This is a genomic window from Vibrio intestinalis (assembly GCF_025195085.2).
Taxonomy (GTDB): domain Bacteria; phylum Pseudomonadota; class Gammaproteobacteria; order Enterobacterales; family Vibrionaceae; genus Vibrio; species Vibrio intestinalis.
In genome coordinates, this window is the sequence record NZ_JANAVY020000001.1 from 515,645 (window position 1) to 538,590 (window position 22,946).

The 22,946-nt window shown below is 44.2% G+C and carries 25 protein-coding genes; 10 read left to right on the forward strand and 15 right to left on the reverse strand.

Annotation, left to right across the window (positions count from 1 at the left end; all coding sequences use genetic code 11):
* The first annotated feature begins 19 nt into the window (after positions 1-19).
* Both hflD and purB read left to right on the forward strand, forming a co-directional pair.
* Positions 20-637, forward strand: coding sequence for a high frequency lysogenization protein HflD (gene hflD / locus MU515_RS02195; RefSeq protein ID WP_260258742.1), 618 nt, complete (start codon positions 20-22; stop codon positions 635-637).
* A gap of 157 nt (positions 638-794) precedes the next feature.
* Positions 795-2,165: an adenylosuccinate lyase gene (purB, locus tag MU515_RS02200; protein ID WP_260258743.1), complete on the forward strand. Its 1,371-nt coding sequence runs from the start codon at positions 795-797 to the stop codon at positions 2,163-2,165.
* Positions 2,166-2,241: 76 nt separating this feature from the next.
* On the opposite strand, the gene MU515_RS02205 is transcribed toward purB, so the two are convergent.
* The 9 genes from MU515_RS02205 to htpX form a co-directional block, all read right to left on the reverse strand.
* A complete protein-coding gene (locus MU515_RS02205) occupies positions 2,242-2,766 on the reverse strand; it encodes a DUF3833 domain-containing protein (protein ID WP_432816125.1) in 525 nt (174 codons plus the stop codon).
* Positions 2,766-3,317: a chalcone isomerase family protein gene (locus tag MU515_RS02210; RefSeq protein ID WP_260258744.1), complete on the reverse strand. Its 552-nt coding sequence runs from the start codon at positions 3,315-3,317 to the stop codon at positions 2,766-2,768. The genes MU515_RS02205 and MU515_RS02210 overlap by 1 nt, the downstream gene beginning before the upstream one ends.
* The gene (locus tag MU515_RS02215) at positions 3,292-3,807 is read right to left on the reverse strand and encodes a DUF2878 domain-containing protein (protein WP_260258745.1); all 516 of its coding nucleotides are present in this window, start codon (positions 3,805-3,807) and stop codon (positions 3,292-3,294) included. Before MU515_RS02215 ends, MU515_RS02210 begins: the two co-directional genes overlap by 26 nt.
* 2 nt (positions 3,808-3,809) lie before the next feature.
* Positions 3,810-5,054, reverse strand: a complete 1,245-nt coding sequence (locus MU515_RS02220) for an SAM-dependent methyltransferase (protein WP_260258746.1) — start codon at positions 5,052-5,054, stop codon at positions 3,810-3,812.
* Positions 5,055-5,057: 3 nt separating this feature from the next.
* Complete coding sequence (locus MU515_RS02225; protein WP_260258747.1) at positions 5,058-5,825, reverse strand: DUF1365 domain-containing protein; 768 nt, start codon at positions 5,823-5,825, stop codon at positions 5,058-5,060.
* A 1-nt stretch (position 5,826) separates the two neighbouring features.
* Positions 5,827-7,101, reverse strand: coding sequence for an NAD(P)/FAD-dependent oxidoreductase (locus tag MU515_RS02230; protein ID WP_260258748.1), 1,275 nt, complete (start codon positions 7,099-7,101; stop codon positions 5,827-5,829).
* Positions 7,102-7,104: 3 nt separating this feature from the next.
* Positions 7,105-7,830 (reverse strand): SDR family NAD(P)-dependent oxidoreductase, encoded by a 726-nt coding sequence (locus MU515_RS02235; RefSeq protein WP_260258749.1) that lies wholly within the window; start codon positions 7,828-7,830, stop codon positions 7,105-7,107.
* Positions 7,827-8,246, reverse strand: coding sequence for a nuclear transport factor 2 family protein (locus MU515_RS02240; RefSeq protein ID WP_260258750.1), 420 nt, complete (start codon positions 8,244-8,246; stop codon positions 7,827-7,829). The genes MU515_RS02235 and MU515_RS02240 overlap by 4 nt, the downstream gene beginning before the upstream one ends.
* 174 nt (positions 8,247-8,420) lie before the next feature.
* Entirely contained in the window at positions 8,421-9,290 is an 870-nt protein-coding gene (gene htpX, locus MU515_RS02245) for a protease HtpX (protein WP_260258752.1), read from the reverse strand.
* Positions 9,291-9,641: 351 nt separating this feature from the next.
* Here htpX and MU515_RS02250 point away from each other — a divergent pair, with 351 nt between their 5' ends.
* Entirely contained in the window at positions 9,642-9,809 is a 168-nt protein-coding gene (locus MU515_RS02250) for a hypothetical protein (RefSeq protein WP_260258753.1), read from the forward strand.
* Between the two features lie 98 nt (positions 9,810-9,907).
* On the opposite strand, the gene bioD is transcribed toward MU515_RS02250, so the two are convergent.
* The 4 genes from bioD to bioB are packed head-to-tail and all read right to left on the reverse strand — an operon-like array spanning position 9,908 to position 13,609.
* On the reverse strand, positions 9,908-10,591 hold the full coding sequence (gene bioD, locus MU515_RS02255) for a dethiobiotin synthase (protein ID WP_260258754.1): 684 nt from the start codon (positions 10,589-10,591) through the stop codon (positions 9,908-9,910).
* Entirely contained in the window at positions 10,588-11,418 is an 831-nt protein-coding gene (bioC, locus tag MU515_RS02260; protein ID WP_260258755.1) for a malonyl-ACP O-methyltransferase BioC, read from the reverse strand. The genes bioD and bioC overlap by 4 nt, the downstream gene beginning before the upstream one ends.
* 3 nt (positions 11,419-11,421) lie before the next feature.
* Positions 11,422-12,570, reverse strand: coding sequence for an 8-amino-7-oxononanoate synthase (gene bioF, locus MU515_RS02265; protein WP_260259168.1), 1,149 nt, complete (start codon positions 12,568-12,570; stop codon positions 11,422-11,424).
* Positions 12,557-13,609 carry a biotin synthase BioB gene (gene bioB / locus MU515_RS02270; protein WP_260258756.1) on the reverse strand — a complete coding sequence of 351 codons (1,053 nt, stop codon included), beginning with the start codon at positions 13,607-13,609 and terminating at the stop codon, positions 12,557-12,559. Before bioB ends, bioF begins: the two co-directional genes overlap by 14 nt.
* Positions 13,610-13,776: 167 nt before the next feature.
* Here bioB and bioA point away from each other — a divergent pair, with 167 nt between their 5' ends.
* Positions 13,777-15,060, forward strand: coding sequence for an adenosylmethionine--8-amino-7-oxononanoate transaminase (bioA, locus tag MU515_RS02275; RefSeq protein ID WP_260258757.1), 1,284 nt, complete (start codon positions 13,777-13,779; stop codon positions 15,058-15,060).
* 2 nt (positions 15,061-15,062) lie between these two features.
* Here the strand turns inward: bioA and MU515_RS02280 are convergent, their stop codons facing one another.
* The gene (locus tag MU515_RS02280; RefSeq protein ID WP_260258758.1) at positions 15,063-15,689 is read right to left on the reverse strand and encodes a DUF2057 domain-containing protein; all 627 of its coding nucleotides are present in this window, start codon (positions 15,687-15,689) and stop codon (positions 15,063-15,065) included.
* Positions 15,690-15,762: 73 nt separating this feature from the next.
* Positions 15,763-16,764: a porin gene (locus MU515_RS02285; RefSeq protein ID WP_260258759.1), complete on the reverse strand. Its 1,002-nt coding sequence runs from the start codon at positions 16,762-16,764 to the stop codon at positions 15,763-15,765.
* A gap of 517 nt (positions 16,765-17,281) precedes the next feature.
* Between MU515_RS02285 and dinG the strand changes: the two genes are divergently transcribed.
* The 6 genes from dinG to xthA are packed head-to-tail and all read left to right on the forward strand — an operon-like array spanning position 17,282 to position 22,860.
* Complete coding sequence (gene dinG / locus MU515_RS02290; RefSeq protein WP_260259169.1) at positions 17,282-19,357, forward strand: ATP-dependent DNA helicase DinG; 2,076 nt, start codon at positions 17,282-17,284, stop codon at positions 19,355-19,357.
* A gap of 44 nt (positions 19,358-19,401) precedes the next feature.
* Entirely contained in the window at positions 19,402-20,181 is a 780-nt protein-coding gene (locus MU515_RS02295) for a sulfite exporter TauE/SafE family protein (protein ID WP_260259170.1), read from the forward strand.
* On the forward strand, positions 20,178-20,726 hold the full coding sequence (priC, locus tag MU515_RS02300) for a primosomal replication protein (protein WP_260258760.1): 549 nt from the start codon (positions 20,178-20,180) through the stop codon (positions 20,724-20,726). Before MU515_RS02295 ends, priC begins: the two co-directional genes overlap by 4 nt.
* Before the next feature lie 2 nt (positions 20,727-20,728).
* On the forward strand, positions 20,729-20,893 hold the full coding sequence (rsmS, locus tag MU515_RS02305) for a pleiotropic regulatory protein RsmS (protein WP_260258761.1): 165 nt from the start codon (positions 20,729-20,731) through the stop codon (positions 20,891-20,893).
* Complete coding sequence (locus tag MU515_RS02310) at positions 20,894-22,054, forward strand: ribosomal protein uL16 3-hydroxylase (protein ID WP_260258762.1); 1,161 nt, start codon at positions 20,894-20,896, stop codon at positions 22,052-22,054. It begins immediately after the preceding gene.
* Positions 22,054-22,860 carry an exodeoxyribonuclease III gene (gene xthA, locus MU515_RS02315; protein ID WP_260258763.1) on the forward strand — a complete coding sequence of 269 codons (807 nt, stop codon included), beginning with the start codon at positions 22,054-22,056 and terminating at the stop codon, positions 22,858-22,860. Before MU515_RS02310 ends, xthA begins: the two co-directional genes overlap by 1 nt.
* Positions 22,861-22,946: the final 86 nt, after the last annotated feature.

The following is a 22,946-nucleotide window of genomic DNA, read 5'->3' on the forward strand; positions in this document are numbered from 1 at the left end:
ATTTTAGGAGTACCGTTACGTGGCTAACACACTTTATGACCGCACTATTGCATTTGCTGGTATTTGCCAAGCCGTTGCACTCGTACAACAAGCGGCAAAAAATGGTTATTGTGACACTGACGCGTTTGAAACTTCACTAAAAGCGATTCTGAATACTAACCCAAGCAACACGGTGGATGTTTACGGCTCTGAGTCCGATCTTCGTGTTGGTCTGGAATGTTTAGTTAAAGGCATTGATAGCTCTTCAGCGGGTAGCGAGATCACTCGTTACATCATTAGTCTGATGGCATTAGAACGCAAACTAATCAGCCGTAATGATGCCATGTCACAACTTGGTGACCGCATCTCTATGCTTGATCGCCAAACCGAACATTTCGACCTTACTGATGAACAGATGATCAGCAACCTTGCTAGCGTCTATTTAGATGTGGTTAGCCCTATCGGCCCACGTATTCAAGTAACAGGTACACCTTCCGTACTACAGCAAACGTCTAACCAGCACAAGGTTCGTGCTCTGCTGCTTTCAGGTATCCGTAGCTGTGTACTTTGGCGCCAAGTAGGCGGCAAACGACGCCACTTAATATTTGGCCGCAAGAAAATGGTCGAGCAGGCTCAGATACTTTTAGCTCGAATGTAATCCAATAGCTCGCGCATCGTCGCGAGCTGCTTTTTTATACCAAAACACTTTCTTTCAAAATAAGAGCAACGCAAACGTTTGCGCAATATTCGTGACAAACGCGTTTGTAATTGGTATAAAGCTCACGAAATTTAGAAACTCAATTCAGGAGAACACCATGGAACTGTCAGCATTGACTGCTGTTTCACCAGTAGACGGCCGTTACGGCAGCAAGACAATTGCCCTTCGCAGCATCTTTAGCGAATTTGGTCTACTAAAGTACCGCTCTATCGTTGAAATCCGTTGGCTACAAAAGCTAGCTGCAACTGACGCAATCGCAGAAGTACCAGCATTCAGTGCGGAAGCTAACAAGTTTCTAGACGAGCTAGCAGCAAACTTCTCTGAAGAAGACGCAGCTCGCATCAAAGAAATTGAGCGTACAACAAACCACGACGTTAAGGCTGTAGAATACTTCCTTAAAGAGAAAGTGGCTGGTGTTCCTGAACTTCACGCTGTAAATGAATTCATTCACTTTGCATGTACTTCAGAAGACATCAACAACACGTCTCACGCTCTAATGCTAAAAGAAGCTCGTGATGAAGTGATTCTTCCTGAAATCCAAAACATCATCGACGCTATCAAAGCACTTGCTGTTGAATACCGCGACATCCCACTGCTATCTCGTACACACGGCCAACCTGCTTCTCCATCTACAATGGGTAAAGAAATGGCAAACGTGGCGTACCGCATGGAACGTCAATACAAGCAAATCGCTAACGTTGAGATTCTAGGTAAGATCAACGGCGCGGTAGGTAACTACAACGCACACCTATCTGCTTACCCAGAAGTTGATTGGCACCAGTTCTCTGAAGAGTTCATTACTGAATCTCTAGGCGTAACTTGGAACCCATACACAACTCAGATCGAACCTCACGATTACATCGCTGAGCTATTCGACGCGGTTGCACGTTTCAACACTATCCTAATTGACTTCGACCGTGACGTTTGGGGTTACATCGCTCTAGGTCACTTCAAGCAGAAGACCATTGCTGGTGAGATCGGTTCTTCAACAATGCCGCACAAAGTTAACCCAATCGACTTTGAAAACTCTGAGGGTAACCTTGGTCTAGCGAACGCAGTATTTGGCCACCTAGCACAGAAGTTACCTATCTCTCGCTGGCAACGTGACCTAACAGACTCTACGGTTCTGCGTAACCTAGGTGTTGGTGTTGGCTACGCTATCATTGCATACACTTCAACGCTGAAAGGTATTAGCAAGCTAGAAGTTAACCGCGAAGCACTACTTGCAGAGCTAGACAAGAACTGGGAAGTTCTAGCTGAGCCTGTACAAACAGTTATGCGCCGTTACGGTATCGAGAAGCCATACGAGAAGCTAAAAGAGCTAACTCGTGGTAAGCGTGTTGACGGTGAAGCTATGCGCAACTTCATTGACGGTCTTGAGCTTCCAGAGCACGAGAAAGCACGTCTGAAAGAGATGACCCCAGCTAACTACATCGGTCAAGCAATCGAGCTAACTGATAAGCTTTAATAGTCTCTCGCTGAAATAACCAAAGGGTTGATACTCCTGTATCAACCCTTTTTAGTGTCTAGCGTTTCTAATTGTTTTACTGTTTTTCAAAAAACAGGGTTATTTGGCCGACTTCCAAGCCAAATTTTTTGATTTTGGCAATATTAAACAGCCGCTTTTCATCTTGCCTGTATAGCCAGTCTTCCAGTCGCACTTCTATTTCCGAATCATCCCAAGGAATCACTAAGTCGTAGCTCCAAAACATGGCATTACCCACTTCTTTACCCTGAGCGACTCCGACAACATCACTGGCTCGGCCTTGATAAGAGCCGTCAGGCTGTTTGTCTATGTACCATATACGCTGGGATTGCTCACCATCATTAAATACAAAGTCTTCTACCAAGGTTAAACGATTATCAACCACAGAGCCGACGATAATGACTTCAAACGATCGTGTTTTCTTACCTGAATAATCTTGAATCATTCCCCATGCGTGGCTCTCACCGCTAAAAAAAACAAACAGATCGAGCTGGGGTTCACTGCCTTGGTAGTCTTTAAGTTGCGCACTACAGCCAACCAAAGTAAGACAAAATGCAACCACTATCCCTAAACGCATAACCATTAATTCTTCCCTATCAATTGAGCCCTGAGATCAGAAAATTCCGTTTTTGGCGATAACCAAATTCCGACAAACGCATCATTGAGCTTTTCGTTTTCGACCCTGCCAAGGAATTGCATACTGTTAGCCTGTGTCGTGTAGATAAAATGACCGGATTGCCCATCGGTAACATACGTTAAGTTTTCTCCGCGTTTTACACTAGGAAAAATTTCAGACAACTGCGCTATCCACTCAGCCACATCGGCTTGTTTGTAGCCCTGCTCTATCCACTGTTCCTTAGTGGCATTAAGGAGTTCTTTTTTTGAAATATCACGCTGATAATCAATACTCAACGCTAACGGATGAGGCGTGATGTCAGCACTCTGGGTATATTGTCCCGAAGGCGTTAATAACTTTGAGCGATAAACGTCAAAAAATAGAAATGAAAGCTGCGCTTCGCCAACCAAAGGCCACGTTTGCCAAACCTGTTTTTCAGAATAGTCACTGGCAATACTCAAAGGCGAAAACAATATAGCCACTAGTGCTGTTTTACTCAGCCAATTTACCCTCTTCATGTTTCAATACCTTTAAAATCATATAAATGAACAGCGTCCATTCAAAAAATAAAATGACTAAGGTAGTGGAGAGAGAGTAATGAAAAGTCACTGCGCCTAGTTTGAAGCCTGCAAGATAACTTGCTCCCCCAGCAATACCGCCAATAATAGATACGATTGCAAGGGGGTATTGGCTCACTAATGGCGCAATAAAGTGTGCATACCAGATGAAAATGGCCCACAAAGAGATGAGCCATAATGGTAAATGAGAAGTGGGAAAAACCAATACGCCAGTAGCCTGATTCAACGTATCAAGCACGATGCCCGTCACCCATAAACCCATAGCGGGCTTGAACGGGAATCTCGCAGAAATCAATGCGAAACTAACGGTAGCGGCAACACATATCACAGTGAGCCATTGAAGCTGAGCATTCCCCCACACGGCCATCAGCCACACAACCTGAAACCATGTAGAAACACAAAGTAACTTAATGAGGGGCTGACTTAACATCTTTAAGGCCTTTGGAAGGTCATGTGAACGGTGCTGATGCTTTGCGCTTTGAAGCCGCCTTCACAGTAACTAAAGTAATAGTTCCACATGCGTACAAAGCGCTCATCAAACCCTAAACTCGTCACCTTTTGCAGTGATTGGTTAAAGCGGGCTGACCAGTCGTTGAGCGTCTTGGCGTAATCACTACCAATATCAAACAAATCTCGTAGCACTAAATCCGTTCGCTGAGTGGAGGTTTGAGTTAAAGCAGTGATAGAAGGTAAGAATCCACCGGGGAAAATGTACTTTTGAATGAAATCGACATTGTTACTGTAAGAATCATAACGCTGATCAGCGATCGTAATGGCCTGAATCGCCATTAGTCCTTTGGGCTTAAGTAAAGACTGACACTTTTCAAAGTAAGTCGCCATAAATTGCTTACCGACCGCTTCAATCATCTCTATAGAGACCAACTTGTCATACTGGCCTTCAAGATCGCGATAATCTTTTTTCAGTAACGTAATCTGTTGAGTTAGCCCCAACTCATTAATCTTCGCCTGCGCATACTCGAACTGCGCTTGAGAAATGGTCGTGGTCGTTACCTTACAGCCATAATTTTGCGCCATATAAATGGCCATTGAACCCCACCCCGTACCGATTTCAACCACATGATCGTCAGCGGTCAGTTGCAATTGCTGACACAAACGCTCCATTTTATTGAGCTGTGCTTGCTCTAAGCTATCTCGCTCGCTGCGGTAAATGCCAGATGAATAAAGCATCCTGTTATCTAAAAAAGTTTCGTACAGGTCATTGCTTAAATCGTAGTGATCTCGAATGTTTTTTTCTGAATTGGTGACCGTATTACGGTTAAACCAGTGAGACGCTTTGGTCGCTAATAGAGAAAGCCAAGTCATCCTACTTTCAATACTGTCTAGTGCAGAAAGGTTACGCGCCATCAGCTCCATGAGATCAGTCAGGTTTGGGCTATCCCACCAGCCATCCATAAAGGCTTCACCAGCGGCGATACTGCCCCCTTTGAGCAAACGCGAATAAAACTGTGGGTGTTTGACCTCAATAATGGCTTTTAGATCACTGCCGTTGTTGCCGCCAAAAGTCTCGCGATGAACCACTTTGTCCTGCTCGAATTGTTCTACAACCGTTAAGGTGCCAGCAGTAATTTTCGCCAAGCATGCGAAAGCAAAGCTACGTGCGGTTTTTTCTACATTAGATAACTGGCTTGGAAGCGTCATTGTTTGTGTTGTCATCATCTTCTAAGCTCCTTTGTTCTGCTTTGTAATGGATGCCCCATCGGACTTAGGGTGCGAGTAGAAAGGTGCACCTTTAAACCACAATTTGAATGCATGCCAATAAATCCCAATGGTCACTTTTACTGCCATGATGGGCGTTGCGATCAAATGTTTGATTAAGGTTTTTGAATTTAAAGGGTGTTTCTTCATCATGAGCGTTGCATCAAACTCTTTTGCGTCTCGATGGCACTCTAGGTGAACACTCAGACGGTGGTTAAGCGGCTTTATCTTCCACTCATAGCGCTGTTCTATTGGATTAAAAGGAGAAACATGAAACGCTTTTTCATGCTGCCAATGACCACTTTCCGTAGCGGGAATAGCATAGTAATGTCGCTCATTCCACGGGGTATTACTCACTTCGGCCAATAAATAGCGCCAATTTTGCTCGCCATCATAGAGGTAATAGAAATTGACCGGACTAAAATAAACCCCCAAATAACGGAGATGGATAACCGCTTCCACTCGGCCGCTAAAACGCTCACCAGTAAGCTCAAAAACTTTATCTTGGACGGCCAGTTTTAGGTCGCCAGTACCTAAGTAATCTTTGCGCTGAAACCTCGCCCAGTGCCACCACTTCTCACCCATGCCCCAAACCTGACCAAACACCTGCGGTAAATGGTCAAGATCTAGGCAAGGCATAAAGAGTGGGTAATTCAAACTATGAGCCACAGGTGAAAAACGCCGATGACGCACACCTCCTACTAACAAAGCGGAACGCCCTATATCATCCATACTAAGCCGCTCCTTGCGCTGAAGATTGCACCTTAATACTTTCTATCTCACGCACCACATCAAGAGCGCTCTTTACCCCATCTTCATGAAAACCGTTGTACCAATAGGCACCACAAAACCAAGTGTGGAATTGGCCATTAACATGCGATCGTTTTTGCTGTGCATCTAACGTTTGTTGGCTAAACACCGGATGGCTGTAATTGAAGGTCTCTAGGATCTTGCTGCTATCAATCACATCGGCACTGTTTAACGAAACACAGAACGTTGTAGGCGCCTTAATATGCTGCAAAATGTTCATGTTATAAGTGAGGGTTGGCGGCGAGTCTTCTCCCTGACCAGATAAACGATAGTTCCATGCTGCCCAAGCCGCTTTGTGATTAGGTAGTAAAGAGGTATCGGTATGCAGCACAACTTGGTTGTTTTGATAGGCCAGCGCGCCAAGTATCTCTAGCTCTTCACTGGTTGGTGACTGCAACATCGCTAATGCTTGATCGCTATGGCAGGCGAAAATCACATGGTCGAAACTCTCTATTTGCCCATTAACCATTAGGTGCACGCCAGAGATATCTCGCCAAACCGATGACACTGGGCTATTGAGCTTGATACTGCTTTCAAACCCTTTGGTAAGCGCTGGTATATATTGTTTTGATCCGCCTTTGATTACGTACCATTGCGGGCGGTTGACCACATCAAGCAAGCCATGATTTAGGAAAAAACGAGCGAAAAAACCTAACGGGAAAGCGCGCATATCCGCTAACGTTGACGACCAAATAGCTGCGCCCATCGGTAAAATATAGTTATCACTGAAGTAATCTGAAAACCCGTTTTCGTTTAAGAATTCTCCCAGTGTTTTGTCTTCATCACTGGCATGTTGGGCTTGCTGTTTCACTAGCTTATTAAATCGCAATATCTCGTAAATAAAGTAGTAGAATTTCGGCTTCAGCCAATTACTCCGCTGCGCAAACAAGGTTGAGATCGTATGGCCGTTATACTCTAATCCGTTAGCTCGGTTTGACACACTAAAGCTCATTTCAGTAGCAATACCCTCAACGCCAATCTCTTTCATCATACGAATAAAATTTGGATAAGTGCGGTCGTTGTAAACGATAAAGCCGGTATCGACAGCATACTGTTTTCCATCGTATTCAACGTCTACTGTGGCGGTATGTCCACCAATGTAGTCATTTGCTTCAAACAGGGTAATATCGTGCTCTCGATGTAGGTGGTAACCGCAAGTTAGCCCAGATATCCCTGTCCCTATAATGGCGATTTTCATTATTTATTCCTTAATCAACTTTGCAGTAATGATGCTTTGCCACTGATAGGGCAAACTGGCGATAATTCTCAGCAGTACTGTGAAACGTTTTGGAAAGTAGATGAACGGCTTGCGCTGCTCGATACCTTGTCGTATCGCAGCAGACGCTTGGCTTGCAGTGACGATGGCCGGCATATCAAAGGTGTTCTTATCGGTCAGTGGTGTCTCTACAAAACCGGGCAGTACAAGGCTTACCGATACACCCTTTGGTTTCAGAGTCGTTTGAAGAGTTCGAACTAAATAACTTAGCGCAGCTTTTGACGCGCCGTAAGCTTCTGCTCTTGGCAAAGCTACCTCGCTTGAAATCGACCCGACAACAATCAATTGATGGCCTTTTTCAAATCGTGTTTGAATCGCTTCAATCACGTTAACGACGCCCATAAAATTGACATCAAATACTCTGCGAATTAATCCAGAATTAAGTTTTCCATCCTCGATGTATTCGCAATCGCCCGCGTTTAAAACCCAAATGTCTGGGGTCAACGCAAGCTCAGTCAAAGCATCATTAATCTGTTGGTTATCGGTCACATCAAAACTCAAGGTTGTTAGGCTTGGATATTCAGAGCTAAGTGCGTTTAATTTCTGTTGGTTGCGCCCACATGCCACAACATTGAAACCTTGGCTCGCGTAATCTCGACATAGCTGCTCGCCGATTCCTGAAGTCGCGCCTGTAATAAATACCGTCTTCATTGGCCAAGCCTCCTCTTTATGGCGCGGATAACCCCGCCAAGTAGTGGCAGCTGCTCATAGAGCATCTCTCCAAGGTCAAAGTAGTCTCGGTGGTAAATCACTTGTTTATCGGCAAAGCTAAGATGGGTAACACCGTGCACCGATATGGCATCGCCACCGTTTAGCTTGGGATGTTGTAATTCCATCACCCAAACGATAAAGCCTTTGTCGCCAGACTGGTGGGTTTCACTAATATGGAAAACACATTTGTTCACGTTGAGGTACAAGGTCTCAAAGTAATGATAGAGACTCTCTCGCCCCTCGATTCGGTGCGCTGCATCTTCAAACACCACATCCGGATGGTAGATTTCTTCTAATAGATGAAGATGCTCACCATCTAGCTGTTTATACAATTCACTAACTGCAACTGCGTCCATTAACTCTTTCCATAAGTTGTACTAAAAATTTATTTGTACAATACAAATACTGTAGAACAGTGACCAAAGTTGTACAAATATTTTTTTGTACAACATTCGATGTTACGAAACAGAAATTGGAAGGATCAAAAAAGGCTTGGTTAAAAACCAAGCCTTTGTAACATTTAGTGTAGATTAAAATCCGCTGCGCAGTGCGTTTATGCGCTTATCAAGTGGAGGGTGACTCATTAGCAACTCGGTCATTGAACGTTTGCCATTAATACCAAACGCCATCATTGAGCCTTCAAGTTGAGATTCATGGCTCACTTTCAGACGCTCTAGCGCGGCTATCATCTTCTCTTTACCGACTAAACGAGCTGCGCCCGCATCAGCATGGAACTCACGATGACGGCTGTACCACATAGTGATAAAGCTCGCTAAGAAGCCAAATACCAACTCAAGCACCATTGAAACGCCGAAGTAAACCAACATGTTACTACCTTGGCCCTCTTCATCACTATTGTTTGATGCAACAATGTTGGCAATAAAGCGCGATAGGAAGATAACAAAGGTGTTCACTACACCCTGCATCAACGTCATGGTGACCATATCACCGTTAGCAATGTGACTCACCTCGTGGGCAAGTACCGCTTCCGCTTCATCACGGGTCATGTTGTGCAATAGACCCGATGATACCGCGACTAATGAATCATCACGCTTTGCACCCGTAGCAAAAGCATTGATATCAGCAGAGTCGTAAATCGCCACTGTAGGCATGCCAATACCCACTTGCTCAGATTGACGACGAACAGTTTCAAGTAACCAATGTTCAGTCTCGTTGCGAGGGCTTTCGATTACCATACCTCCCACTGAACGTAACGCCATACTCTTAGACATTAGTAGTGAGATAAATGAGCCACCGAAACCAAACACAGCTGCCATGATCAACAGGCCAGACAAGCTGCCAGGCTGCATACCTGTTACAGCATAAACAATATTTAATACAACGCTAAGAACTAGCACGACCGCCAAGTTGGTGGCTAGAAATAACATTACTCGCTTCATTACTTTTCTCCGAAACAGGAAGCTTTAATTTATTCAGAGCACTTATAGTGAGTGTTATATCAACTATGGGTGCTCATACACCGATTCTCAATACGGCTTTAAAAGACCAATTTCGCTAAATGGCTTAGCTCATCAGTTAAGGTATAAATATAGTCTAATCACTTTAAACACAAGCGTTGGAAGCAAATTGATACATTTGTTTTCATCAAGTCTCATTCCTTCGCTGTAAATCGGTCTCATTCGCCGTCTGAACCGTCAATCCCTTTAGACTTTGGTCGTATTGTAGTTGAGACAAAAACTGCTATTTTCCTAAAGAATAAATAATTCGTTTGAAACGAAGGAACGTTAAAAATGGCTGAAACTAACGACTACCAAATGGCTATCGACCTTTTATGCTGCCACCTAGGTTTAACCGAAGATGAAGCAAAGCAACAACTGGGGATTTCCACCGAACAAGTGTTGCAAAAGCGCGTCATCGAAACTCAAGCCGCATTGATGGGGCTTAATAGCGATAAGTAATCGGCTAACCGAGCTTTCTCGCTAGTTAGCCTAGCAGTGATGCAAAAAAACGGGGCTGCCATTTGGCAGCCCCGTTTTACTATTTAATTCAATCAAGATTAGCCATTGATTAGCGGTGATACATCGATATATTTAGCAAGGTCTTTACGCTTCACACTTGGAACGTAAGGGATTTCACCAATTTTAGGTGCATCGATTTTTTGCTCTAGCATCTCAATGATTTCAGCGTAATGTTCAGTGCCCGGGTTAATGCGGTTCGCTACCCAACCAACAACATTTAGGCCATCAGCTTTGATTGCATCAAGTGTCAAAAGCGCATGGCTCAAGCAGCCAAGTTTAATACCTACCACCAATACCACAGGTAATTTTTCTTGCTGTACCCAAGTGGATAGGCAATCGCTGTCAGAAACAGGAACTCGCCAACCGCCCGCACCTTCAACTAGCACGATGTCAGAGTTTTGCTTGTGTTGCTGCAAGGTATCACTCAATACAGAGTAATCAATAACCACGTTTTCACGTTTCGCGGCAATATGCGGAGAAGCGGGTAACTCAAGCGCGTAAGGGTTAACTAAGTCATACTCCACTTCCACTGTTGCTGCATTTTGTAAATACAAAGCATCAGAGTTACGCAGCCCTTGTTCTGTTTTATCACTACCAGCTGCTACGGGTTTGTAGCCAATAGTGTTTAAGTTTTGTGCCGCTAGGGCGTTTAAAATCGCTTTTGAAGCGACCGTTTTTCCAACATCGGTATCCGTACCAGCAATAAAAAATGCATCAATCATAGATTAATAATCCCCAAACAAACCTGATATGTTGCGGGTAGAAGACCCTGATGGTTTTTTTCAAACGTTTGATATTCTCGCTCTACTTGCAGTAGTGCTTGGCGGCTGGTCAACCCTTGCGAGCGTCCAGCAGCTTCACTAACAACATAGTTCGCTCCAATGCCTTTTAAATCCCGCATCAGTGAGAAAGCACGGTCATACCAAACCACTATGGTTGGCAAGTCTAAGTGATGGTTTTGGCAACGGGCTTGCGCTAACGCAATTTTTACCTGATTGAGTGAGACAAAGTCATTCACGTGTTGATATGTATCAACTTTTCCCCACGCCTTTTTAAGCTCTAGGAGAGAGCCATCTAACAGGGTTGAGAACAACGCGCGGCCGCCAGGCTTCACTACTCGACGTATTTCTTTCAATGGCAGCGAGAGATCATCACACCACTGCAAGGCCAAACTTGAAAAAACATAATCAAATTGATCGTCACAAAACGGTAAGTCTTCTGCATCACCGCAGCGATACTCTATATTGTCACACCCACATCGCTGCTTGGCTTTTTCAAGCATTGCTGACGATAAGTCGCAACAGACCACTTGTGCACCTCGTGCGAGTAACCTCTGACTAAAAAAACCTGTACCACAGCCTAAATCGAGTACTCGCTTTCCGGTGAGATCTTGCGGGAGATAGTCAAGTAACCGCAAACCAACATCACGCTGAAACGCAGCATGATTGTCATAACCTTCCGCAGCCTTACTAAATGCCGCTGCCACCGATGTTTTACACGTTTTACTTGCTGCCAAACTTGCTGAATCAATGAATACTGCTTGTGCCATCAATTAGTTCCTTGTCAGCATGGGGGTAATCGCGTTAGCCAGAGCGCTTATATCTTCTGGGCTATGATTCGCTGTTAAGGTAATACGCAGTCGCGCCTTGCCTTTAGCGACCGTTGGCGGTCGAATTGCGGTTAACCAAAAACCCAGTTCACGAGCCGTTTGAGCTAGTTCTACTGTTTTTTGAGCATCGCCAATCATTAGCGGCTTTATTGGGGTGTTTGTCGCCACAAACTCATCACAATGTTTAAATTGATTATCATAGTACTGCGATAGCTCAAGTAACTTATCTCTGCGCCACTGCTGAGTAGAAATAAGGTCAACTGCATGAGTTAAGGCATAAGCTTGGGCAGGCGGTATTGCGGTAGAATAAACATGATGACGAGCAAACTGGGTTAAGTAGTCACCTGTAGTTTCATCACAGAGGATAGCGGCTCCGCATAGGCCAAACGCTTTACCAAAAGTCACGACTAAAATATCTGGCTTAATACCCGCGGCATGGCAACTGCCTCTACCCTGCTCTCCCAAGACACCGATACCATGGGCATCATCGACCACTAGCCAACAGTTTTGGCTACGCAGCGTATCGAGTTCAATCAAGGGCGCTTGGTCACCATCCATACTGAAAACTCCCTCAGTGACCACCAAAGTATTTTGCTCAGCATTGATCAACTTGCCCAAATGTTTTGCATCATTATGATGAAAGCGGCGCATGGTGGCGGGAGACAGTATCCCAGCTTCAATCAAAGAGGCATGGTTAAGCTTGTCTTGTAAAAGATCATCGCCCTTTTCCAGCAAACTAAATAGCAAAGCTTGATTGGCAGAAAAACCTGAGCTAAACAGCACAGCTCGCTCATAACCTAACCAGCCACACAGCTTCTCTTCAAGCTCGGCATGAGCAGGGCTAAACCCCGTTACCAAAGGGGACGCAGCACTACCATTACCGTAAAGTTCAATACCACGTTGAAAATGGCCACTAAGCTGTTTGTCGGCGGCCAAACCCAAATAATCATTGCTTGAAAAATTAACCCAATGATTCGAGTTGTATGACATCCGCGCTTGGTTGCCATCTTTAATTGCGGACAACTGGCGATTCAAACCAGACGCTTTTCGTTGCCCTAATGCCAGTTCAAATCGTTGACTAAAGGCTGGCATCATAGAATAGATCGTCTGCGGTTGGTCTTGCGGCTACACGTTCAACAACGCGATCGAGCAAATCGTTCTCTTCGATTTCGTCTGGTTTTTGCGATACTTGCTGGCTGTTAATACCTAATTTCTTAAACAGCAACATATCTTTATCTTCTGAAGGGTTAGGCGTAGTTAGTAGCTTGCAGCCATAGAAGATCGAATTGGCACCAGCCATAAAACATAGGGTCTGCATCTGTTCATTCATATTCTCTCGACCAGCAGAAAGTCGAACAGCCGATGCCGGCATCATGATACGCGCGATAGCAATTAAGCGCACAAAGTCAAAAGGTTCAACATCATCCACGTTTTCAAGTGGCGTCCCCTTTACCTTGACCAGCATATTAATAGGTACGCTTTCAGGGTGAGTCGGTAAGTTTGCTAGTTCAACTAACAAACCGGCGCGATCACTGGCGCTTTCTCCCATGCCAATGATGCCACCTGAGCAAATTTTCATCCCAGCATCACGAACGTGAGATAGAGTGTCTAAGCGGTCTTGATAGGTACGAGTGGTAATAATGCTGCCGTAAAACTCTGGAGAGGTATCAAGGTTATGGTTGTAATAATCTAACCCTGCATCTGCAAGCTGCTCTGCCTGATCAGACGTTAACATACCTAGTGTCATACAGGTCTCTAAACCCATTCCTTTAACACCTTTTATCATGCTCGTCAGATGTGGCATATCTCGAGCTTTCGGGTTTTTCCACGCTGCCCCCATACAGAAACGAGTTGACCCAGCATTTTTGGCTTTTTGCGCCGCATCCAACACGCGCTCTACTTCCATCAAGCGCTCTTTTTCAATATCGGTGGTATAGCGAGCACTTTGCGGACAATACTTACAATCCTCGGGGCATGCGCCCGTTTTAATTGAAAGTAGCGTGCTCACTTGCACATGGTTGTGCTGCTGAAACTGTCTATGAGTTAACTGCGCTTCAAATAGCAGATCCATAAACGGTTTATCCATCAGTTGGCGAACTTCTGCCACTGTCCAGTTATGACGAACTTCCACGTGCTTTCCTTTTATCTTTCTATTGAGTGACAGCCAAACTGCATTCGCAATGCTGTAACGTTTAACACTTGGCTAGTCTACTGACAGCATGTAGACTGTCAACACAATAAAAAATCAAAAGTTTACATTTGGTTATTTTTTAAACAAAACTCACATTGGTAAGCTTCATGGACATCGCTTTCGATCGCCGTCATATATGGCATCCGTATACTTCTACAATCACACCTCTGACCTGCTATCCAGTGACTCACGCTGAGGGTGTTCACCTTCATTTAGAAGATGGCAGCAAACTCATTGATGGCATGTCTTCATGGTGGTCAACCATTCATGGCTATAACCATCCAGTGCTAAATGAAGCTGCACATAGCCAAATAGATAAAGTCTCGCATGTGATGTTTGGTGGTATCACCCACCAACCCGCTATTGATCTATGTAAGAAGCTTGTCGATATGACCGCTGATAACTTGCAGCATGTTTTCTTAGCCGATTCTGGCTCAGTAGCAGTAGAAGTAAGTTTAAAAATGGCGCTGCAGTATTGGCATGCAAAAGGGGAAAATCGTAGTCAATTTTTAACGTTAAGAGATGGCTACCATGGCGATACCTTTGCGGCCATGTCAGTGACAGACCCTGACAATTCAATGCACTCGTTATACAAAGGCTTTCTTCCCGAGCATATATTTGCCACCTCGCCAAATACAGGCTACTTCGATCAGTGGGACGAAAAAGATATCACGCCATTCGCCCAACAACTGCAAAAGCATCACCAGAAAATTGCTGCGGTGATCCTTGAACCTATCGTGCAAGGCGCAGGTGGCATGCGTATTTATCACCCGCAATATCTCAAACGAGTTCGCGAGCTTTGTGACCAATATGGGGTGTTGTTAATACTCGATGAAATCGCAACAGGCTTCGGACGAACAGGTAAATTATTCGCCTATGAACATGCCAATATACAGCCAGATATTCTGTGTTTAGGTAAAGCGCTTACAGGTGGGTACATGACACTATCCGCAACGTTAACGACTAAGCATGTCGCTGATACGGTATGCGCAGGAGAAGCTGGTTGCTTTATGCATGGGCCGACGTTCATGGGCAACCCATTAGCTTGCGCGGTGGCATCAGCCAGTATGTCATTACTAGAACGTAACGATTGGCAAACTCAAGTGCTCAGCATTGAACAACAATTTGCCGATTTATTGCCTAAATTAGCCCTGCATCCAAGAGTGAAAGATGTAAGGTGGTTAGGCGCAATTGGGGTGGTAGAAACCCATCACCGAGTTGATATGGAGAAGATTCAAGCCCACTTTGTCGAGCAAGGAGTTTGGATAAGACCGTTTGGTAAGCTGATTTATATGATGCCGCCTTTTATCAGCCAACCGGAAGAGATTAATGCATTAATAGAAGCAGTAAGAAGCAGCTTAGATAAGCTAAGCTGCTTCTTAAATAATTGATATTACTGTTCGGACAACCACTTTTTAAATGCTGCGCGTTCTTCATCATTCGCGCGGTTGTACCAAATTTTAAGCTGCAGAGTGGCTTCTGTTTCAGCAGTAGTCGACAAAGTTCCTGGCTGCTGCTGAATGGTTTCTAACTCTTCTTTTAGCGAGCGGATATTGCCAGAGTCGAAAATCAAACCTTGCTCTTTATTGTACTGCTTCACTAATGCTACCGGATCTTTATAAGGGAAAATACCCGGTGCTGCTGGAAGTTCGCGCTGTTTAGTATCAATCAACTGCTCATTTTTGTACACGTTAAACAGAGGCAGATTGTCGTCTTCCAACTTACCCAACTGCTTGTGTGTCTTAGCCGCTAGTTCAATTTCAATTTTGTCTGTTTGAGGATCAATATCAGATAAAACGATAATTTGTGGGCGTACCGAGATACTTTCTTCTTTGTTTTTCTTTTTCAAGCGGCCATCAAATTCCACTACAAACTGGTTATCACCTTGCTGCAGCGTGACTTCGTCAAATTGGACTAGGTTTTCATTCGCTACCAAAACGTTAACGTAGCGAGCCGTATCCACTTGTTTCGCACTCAGTGGTAAACTCACTGCTGCAACCAATAGTAAAAATAATCTCATTATCGATTCCCTTAATATAGAAAAGCCAGCACCTAAGTGCTGGCTTACAATCAAAAAGTAGTTACATCAACTATTAGAAGTCGAAGTAAGCACCTACTAGGATTTCAGTAGTCTCGTTTTCGTCGTGGTCTGTACGAGAAGCAAGCTCTGTAAATACTGTTAGTAGGTCAGATGCTGCGTAAGAAGCACCTAGGATGATGTCATCAGCGTCGTTAGATTTAACGCCAGACACTTCTTTATCTTGAGTACCGTATACACCGTATAGAGTTACTGCGTCAGTCGCTGCGTAAGAAGCAGAGAAAGTAACGTTAGTTAGTTCAGCTTCTTGAGCTGTACCCGCAAGATCTTCAGCAGTGAACACGTTGTAAGATGCCGCTAGAGTTAGACCTTCGATTGCAGTGAAATCTGCACCTAGAGCCCAAGAATCAGTACCTGAAGTTGCCTGAGTACCGTAAACAGTGTCACCTTGAGTTTGGTACATAGCACCAACAGAGAAGATTTCAGCTTGGTAGTTTAAGCTTGCACCGTAAGTGTTGTCTACATGCTCGTTAGACTCAGTGTATGCATCAACAACAGCTGTTAGCGCGCCGAATTCTTTAGTGTAAGAAACGCCGTGACCTTCTGAGTCGCTTGCAGTTTTTGGAAGGTAGTTGTTGTCTAACTCGTTTAGGATATCTGTTTTAGTAACAGCATCGTTAGAGTCAGAGATGTCACCGATTTCACCGATACCAACTAGGCCGAAGTCACCTTTTAGGTAAGCTGCAACGTCATCGAATTCAGCGTTGTTATCGCTACCATCAACCCAAGTACCAGATTGAATTTCGAAAGTACCACCAGCAACTAGAGTGTCAGTTACTTTGTGCTCGAAATCGAATTGAGCTTTTGCCCAAGCGTTAACGTCTAGATCAGTTTTTGTATCTGGAGCAACTTTGTTATCAACGTCTTTCTGGTAAGCGAAAGTCGCGATAGTACCTTTAACTTTAACTGAAGATGCGTCATCTTTGTAAAGTTCAACTTGTGCTTGTGCTGAAGTTGCAACTGCTGCAACTGTAAGAGCTAGAAGCGTCTTTTTCATGATAATCCACTGCCTTTTCATAGATTGTAGGGAATTCCTTATCCGGTTCCCTTTCAAAATGTTGAAGTTGATTCTTACTCTCGAGGGCTCGATATCACCTCAACTCAAATTTCGCGGTCTAGATTGCAAAAGATTATTCGGACTGTCAAATATTATAAAAATTGCAGATAAAAAAATATAAAACAATTAAAAAACAACAACTTACATAAATGTTACACACTTTTTCGAGTAACTTCTAACCTTTCTGAGTTGTCTATCAACAGATGAATAGCATCGCATTTTTAGATGAATAAACTAAAAAAGTGAGATTTGCGTCGCGCAAACAGAATATCTGCGAAGTTAAAGAGGATTTTTAGAGCTCTATATTTTTTACTTTTAGAATTAAATGTAAGTTCATGAAGGTTCAGTTTTTTTTTGTGAAGAAGATCTATCTTTTAGAGGAAAACGAATCTGATTCGTGAAGTACGTAGCATTGGATATGTGTGGTACTATCAGCTCCCCGTTTCGAGGCAGCCGTATGACGAACACTAAAATACAACAATCTATTCGCCAAAGTTATCAAAACCTACAGTTCCAATTGGAAAACTTTGTACCGCGTCGAGCGCAAAATTACCTCGTTGCAGAGATAGCCAAAACGCTGTGCGGCGAATATCACAAATCAAACCGTATTATCGTCGCTGAAGCGGGGACAGGGATCGGTAAATCGCTCTCTTATTTAATGTCAACTATCCCTGTCGCTGTGCTCAATAATCGTAAAGTGGTTATCTCTACGGCTACCGTTGCCTTACAAGAACAGTTAATTAATAAAGATTTACCGCTGTTTCGTCGTATTACCGATCGCGAGTTCTCTTTTATATTAGCCAAAGGCCGCCAACGCTATTGCTGTGCAGAAAAGCTCGCCAGTGCTTGCGGAGCCGATGGCGGACAATTGGCGATGTTTGAGTCAAAGCCAAAGAAAAAAGACATCGATCTATTGCAAACCATGTACAAAAGCTTGAGCCAAGGAAAATGGGATGGCGACAGAGACTCATGGCCTAAGGCGATTCCCGACGAGATCTGGCGACTGATCGTAAGTGACAAGCACAGCTGTAATAACAGTATGCCCTCGCATAGAGGCTGCCCGTTTCAAAAAGCGCGCTCAGAACTAGACAAGGCTGATGTGATTATTGCCAACCATAGCCTAGTCATGGCAGATGCCGATCTGGGTGGCGGTGTTATTTTGCCGGAACCTGAGAATACAATTTACGTTTTTGATGAAGCGCATCACTTACCTCATGTCGCAAGAGACCACTCCGCCGCCGCTGCGAGCCTTAAAGGTGCGGCTACTTGGTTAGAACGTTTAAATCAGTCAGTGACTAAATTTGCCAATCTTGCGGATGAAAAGCGCGTGAGTCGTTTTCGCAACGAGTTGCAAGACTCTGTCCAGCAGCTGATTCCTTCTCTTACCCAGCTCGCATCAAGGTTTGACCCTGCGCACTTTGAAGACAACCTCTATCGCTTTGAGCATGGAGAGCTGCCTGCATGGTTAGAAGAAGAGGCTAAACAGCTCAAACAGATTTCGCATAAAGGCGCACAAGCCACAGCGAAAATAGCGGATCTGATTGCAGAGCGAATTAAAGACGGTGAAGTGTCTAGCCGATTAGCCGAACCAGCCCTAGCAGAAATAGGCTTTTACATCCAAAGAATGGATAACCTTGCGCAAGTGTGGAACTTAATGGCAGAGCCACAAAGAGAAAAAGGCGCTCCCCTAGCCCGCTGGCTTGAGTTAAACCCAGAAAGAGAAGGTGACTTCATTGTTAATGTGTCACCTCTGGAAGTTGGCTGGCAACTAGATCAACAACTCTGGAGCCGCTGCCTTGGCGCAGTGCTCACTTCAGCGACCATGCGCGCGCTAAACTCGTTTAGCTTTTTCTGTCGTCAAGCAGGAATCAGCGAGAAAGCAGAAGACGGCACACGCTTTTTGGCCTTGGCTTCCCCCTTTGATTATCAAAAACAGGCTAAGCTCGTCGTGCCGAAAATGAAATACGAACCACAAGCACCTGAGTTTACGGAATATCTTATCGATATTCTGCCTAACCTAATAGAAGACAAACAGGCCAATTTAGTTTTATTCTCTTCTTACTGGCAAATGAATCAGGTTGCCGAAGCGTTGGATAGTCTGTTCATCAAAAAAGGTTGGGCGCTACAGATCCAAGGTAAAGAATCACGCGGAGAGATACTCAAAAAACATAAAACGCTAGTACAATGCCAAAAAACCAGTATTTTATTCGGCACCGGCAGTTTTTCCGAAGGGTTAGATCTACCCGGTGAGCTTTTAGAAAATTTGATTATCACTAAGATTCCATTTGGTGTACCGACTTCGCCGGTTGAGCAAGCCCATGCGGAATACATTGAAAATAAAGGGGGCAACCCTTTTATGCAGATCACTGTTCCAGAAGCGAGTAAGAAGCTGATTCAATCCGTCGGCCGATTACTGCGAAAAGAGCGAGATTCTGGTAAAGTCATCATCCTTGATCGCCGCTTAGTATCAAAGCGTTACGGAAAATCATTGTTAGATTCACTACCTCCCTTTGAGCGAGTTATCGAATACTAACGTTGCCCTATTAAATAACCATAATTAGAAGAACACACATCTTGATGGAAATGATTGAGCCAACCATGCTGTTGGTGTTGGCGCTAGTCGCGTTTATTGCTGGATTTATTGATGCGGTTGCTGGTGGTGGTGGCATGCTTACTGTACCTGCATTACTCTCTTTGGGGCTTCCTCCACATATCGCATTAGGTACTAATAAGTTAGCTGCAACATTCGCTTCCTCTACCGCTGCATTCACTTACTACAAAAAACGCCTCTTCAAGCCAAGATGTTGGCGCCGAGCTTTTGTTTCCACTCTAATTGGTGCAACGCTTGGTACGCTCTTCGTTGACTGGATTCCAACCCAATGGCTAGAAAAATTGTTGCCACTGGTCATCTTAGCCGCAGCCGTTTATACCATTTGGCATAAGACACCAAAAAACAGCAGCAACGAAACACCAGAGCCTTGCCCAACAATTAACAAAAAACAGTATGGCCAAGGCTTTGTACTTGGTTTTTATGATGGTGTCGCGGGCCCTGGTACGGGCGCATTTTGGACCGTGAGCTCGATGGCGCTTTATCGCCTAAATATCTTGCTCGCCTCTGGCCTTGCCAAAGCGATGAATTTCACCAGTAATTTCACCTCTTTGGTCACCTTTGCTATTTTAGGCCATATCGATTGGGTACTGGGATTAACCATGGGGTTGTGCTTGATGGCTGGTGCATTTGTCGGTGCACACTCTGCTATTCGCTTTGGCGCTAAATTCATTCGCCCTGTATTTGTTACCGTGGTGAGTGTTCTAGCCGTCAAACTTGCTTACGACGCGTGGTTTGTAAACTTATGAGTCAACTAAAACAGCTTAGCGCAACACTAGAACAGCTTGCTCAACAAGCTGCGCAATTAGACAGACAAAGAGGAGAGCACCACCTCCCACTGTTTGATGCGGTGCTATTCCATTGTAAAGCTCGGTTAGTTGTCCCTTGCGTAAAAGAAACCCAAGCCACCTTAGACACACTCATTCGTGAGCAAGATAGTGGCAAACTCACTCCTATTCGCGCCGAATATCTAACCGAAAGGCTGCTTGCTCAGCTTTCTGCTATTCAAAGAGAGCTCGCGACTCAAACCATTCGCAAAAGCGAGCCAAAACATAAAAGTTACTACCTCAAACCGATCAACATTCTTTACCAAGAACTGGCGCAGCATCAGGAATGGGAACGACGGTTGATGGAAATGGTTCGTGACAAGCAAATGGCCTTGCAATACGCCTCACCTTTTCAGCAACAACAAGCTCAACAAGCGTTGTTAACTACAGAGCAGCGATTAAAACGCTGCCAAGAAGCAAAAATCAAACTAGAAAAGCAAATCACTTATAGAGAGAGAAATCAGTAATTATGTCTTCTACGACTCCCAGCCTTGATTGTGCTCCTGATGAAGTAAAACTGGCGGTAGACCTTATCTATCTTCTTGAGAGCAACAAAATCGATCCAAAAACTGCACTTGAGGCGATAAAAATCGTCCAATCCGATCTGGAAGCCAAACTCACTAAAGAGGCTTAGATGTATCAGCTCAGCTTCGACCTTTCTCAGTTTCTTGCCAACTACTGGCACAAAATGCCGACCATAATTAAAAACGGATTTACTCATTTCATCGACCCTATCTCAGCAGAAGAATTAGCGGGATTATCGATGGAAGAATGTGTGGATTCTCGTTATATCACCAATACAAACGATGTTTGGCAAGCGATGCATGGTCCTTTAGATGAAAGCCATTTTGCCACCCTTCCTGACAGCCATTGGCAACTGATCGTTCAAGCTTGTAACCATTGGCATACGCCAAGCGCAGAGCTGATTGAACCCTTTAAGCAACTTCCTCAATGGCTGTTTGATGATCTTATGGTGTGCTACTCCGCACCCGGTGGCGGTGTTGGACCGCATATCGACCAATATGATGTGTTCATTATTCAAGGCCATGGCAAAAGACGTTGGCGCGTGGGAGATATAGATAGAGGCCAGTACCAAGAGAAGATTCAAGCCAGCGCCCTGCGCCAGATCGAATCCTTCGATGCGATCATAGATCAAGAGCTGGAAGCCGGAGACATTCTTTATATCCCGCCGGGCTTCCCTCATGAAGGGACAACACTTGAACCAAGTTTGAGTTACTCAATTGGCTTTCGTTCACCTAAAGAGCAAGAGCTACTGAGTAATTTTGCTGACTATGTGCTAGCCAACGATATTGGTGACGCACATCTGCATAACCCTCAGCAAGCCACGCAACCTAGCTATGGCATGCTAACCGGTGAAGATAAACTCCACCTTACAGCGATGCTTACTCAAGCACTGCAATCAGACTCTCAGTTAGATGACTTTCTAGGCTGTATGCTAAGTCAATCACGTCATCAGCTTGATATCGTCGAGCCTGATGTACCTTACTCACTGTCAGAAGTCGAAAGCTTAATAGCAGAGGGCATGGAACTGTATAAAGTCTCTGGCTTGAGAGTAATTTATCATCAAGACTCACCGTGCACTATTTACATCAACGGTGAATCATTCACACTAGACACATGCGATCAAGAACTTGCGCTACAACTCTCTGATTGCCAACAAATCTGTCTTCAACAGCTAAACCAATCGCCAAACATAACCAGCATTAAAACTCTGCAAGAGTTACTCAATAAAGGCTATTGGTTTATTCAGCAAGAGTGCCAAGAGGAAGAATAATGAAAGTAGTTAGTTTTAACATCAATGGTTTAAGAGCTCGCCTACACCAGCTTCAAGCCTTGATAGACAAGCACCAACCAGACGTTATTGGCTTACAAGAAATCAAAGTACACGATGAAGCCTTCCCTATCGAAGATGTGGAAGCGATGGGTTATAAAGTTTACTTTCACGGCCAAAAAGCGCACTACGGTGTTGCAATGCTATGTAAACAAGAGCCGATCTCTGTTCAAAAAGGTTTTCCGACCGACAACGAAGAACACCAAAAGCGTATGATCATGGCTACTTTTGAAGATCAACACGGTGATAAGGTAACGGTACTAAATGGCTATTTCCCACAAGGGGATAATATCAGCCATGAAACTAAATACCCTTATAAACGTCAGTTCTATAAAGATCTGATGAACTACCTAAACGAAAATCACTCTAGTGATGAAAAACTCATCGTAATGGGTGACATTAATATTAGTCCTATCGATTCAGATATTGGTATCGGTGAAGCAAATAAAAAGCGTTGGCTAAAAACAGGTAAATGTTCATTCCAACCGGAAGAGCGTGAATGGCTAAAAACATTAATGGACTGGGGCTTTGTTGATACCTTCCGTCAATTACAGCCAGACGTCACTGATAAATTCTCATGGTTCGATTACCGTTCTCGTGGTTTTGATGATAATCGTGGCCTTCGAATTGATGTTATATTAGCAACGCCTTCATTAGCTCAAAACTGTACCGAATCGGATATTGATTACCCACTTCGCGGTATTGAAAAGCCTTCTGACCACGCGCCAATTTGGGCATCATTTAAATAACACATCTAAAGTAATGGGTTTCTTAAAAATAAGAAGCCCATTATAACTCCATGAATATAATAAAATAAAACTTACCGAATAATATT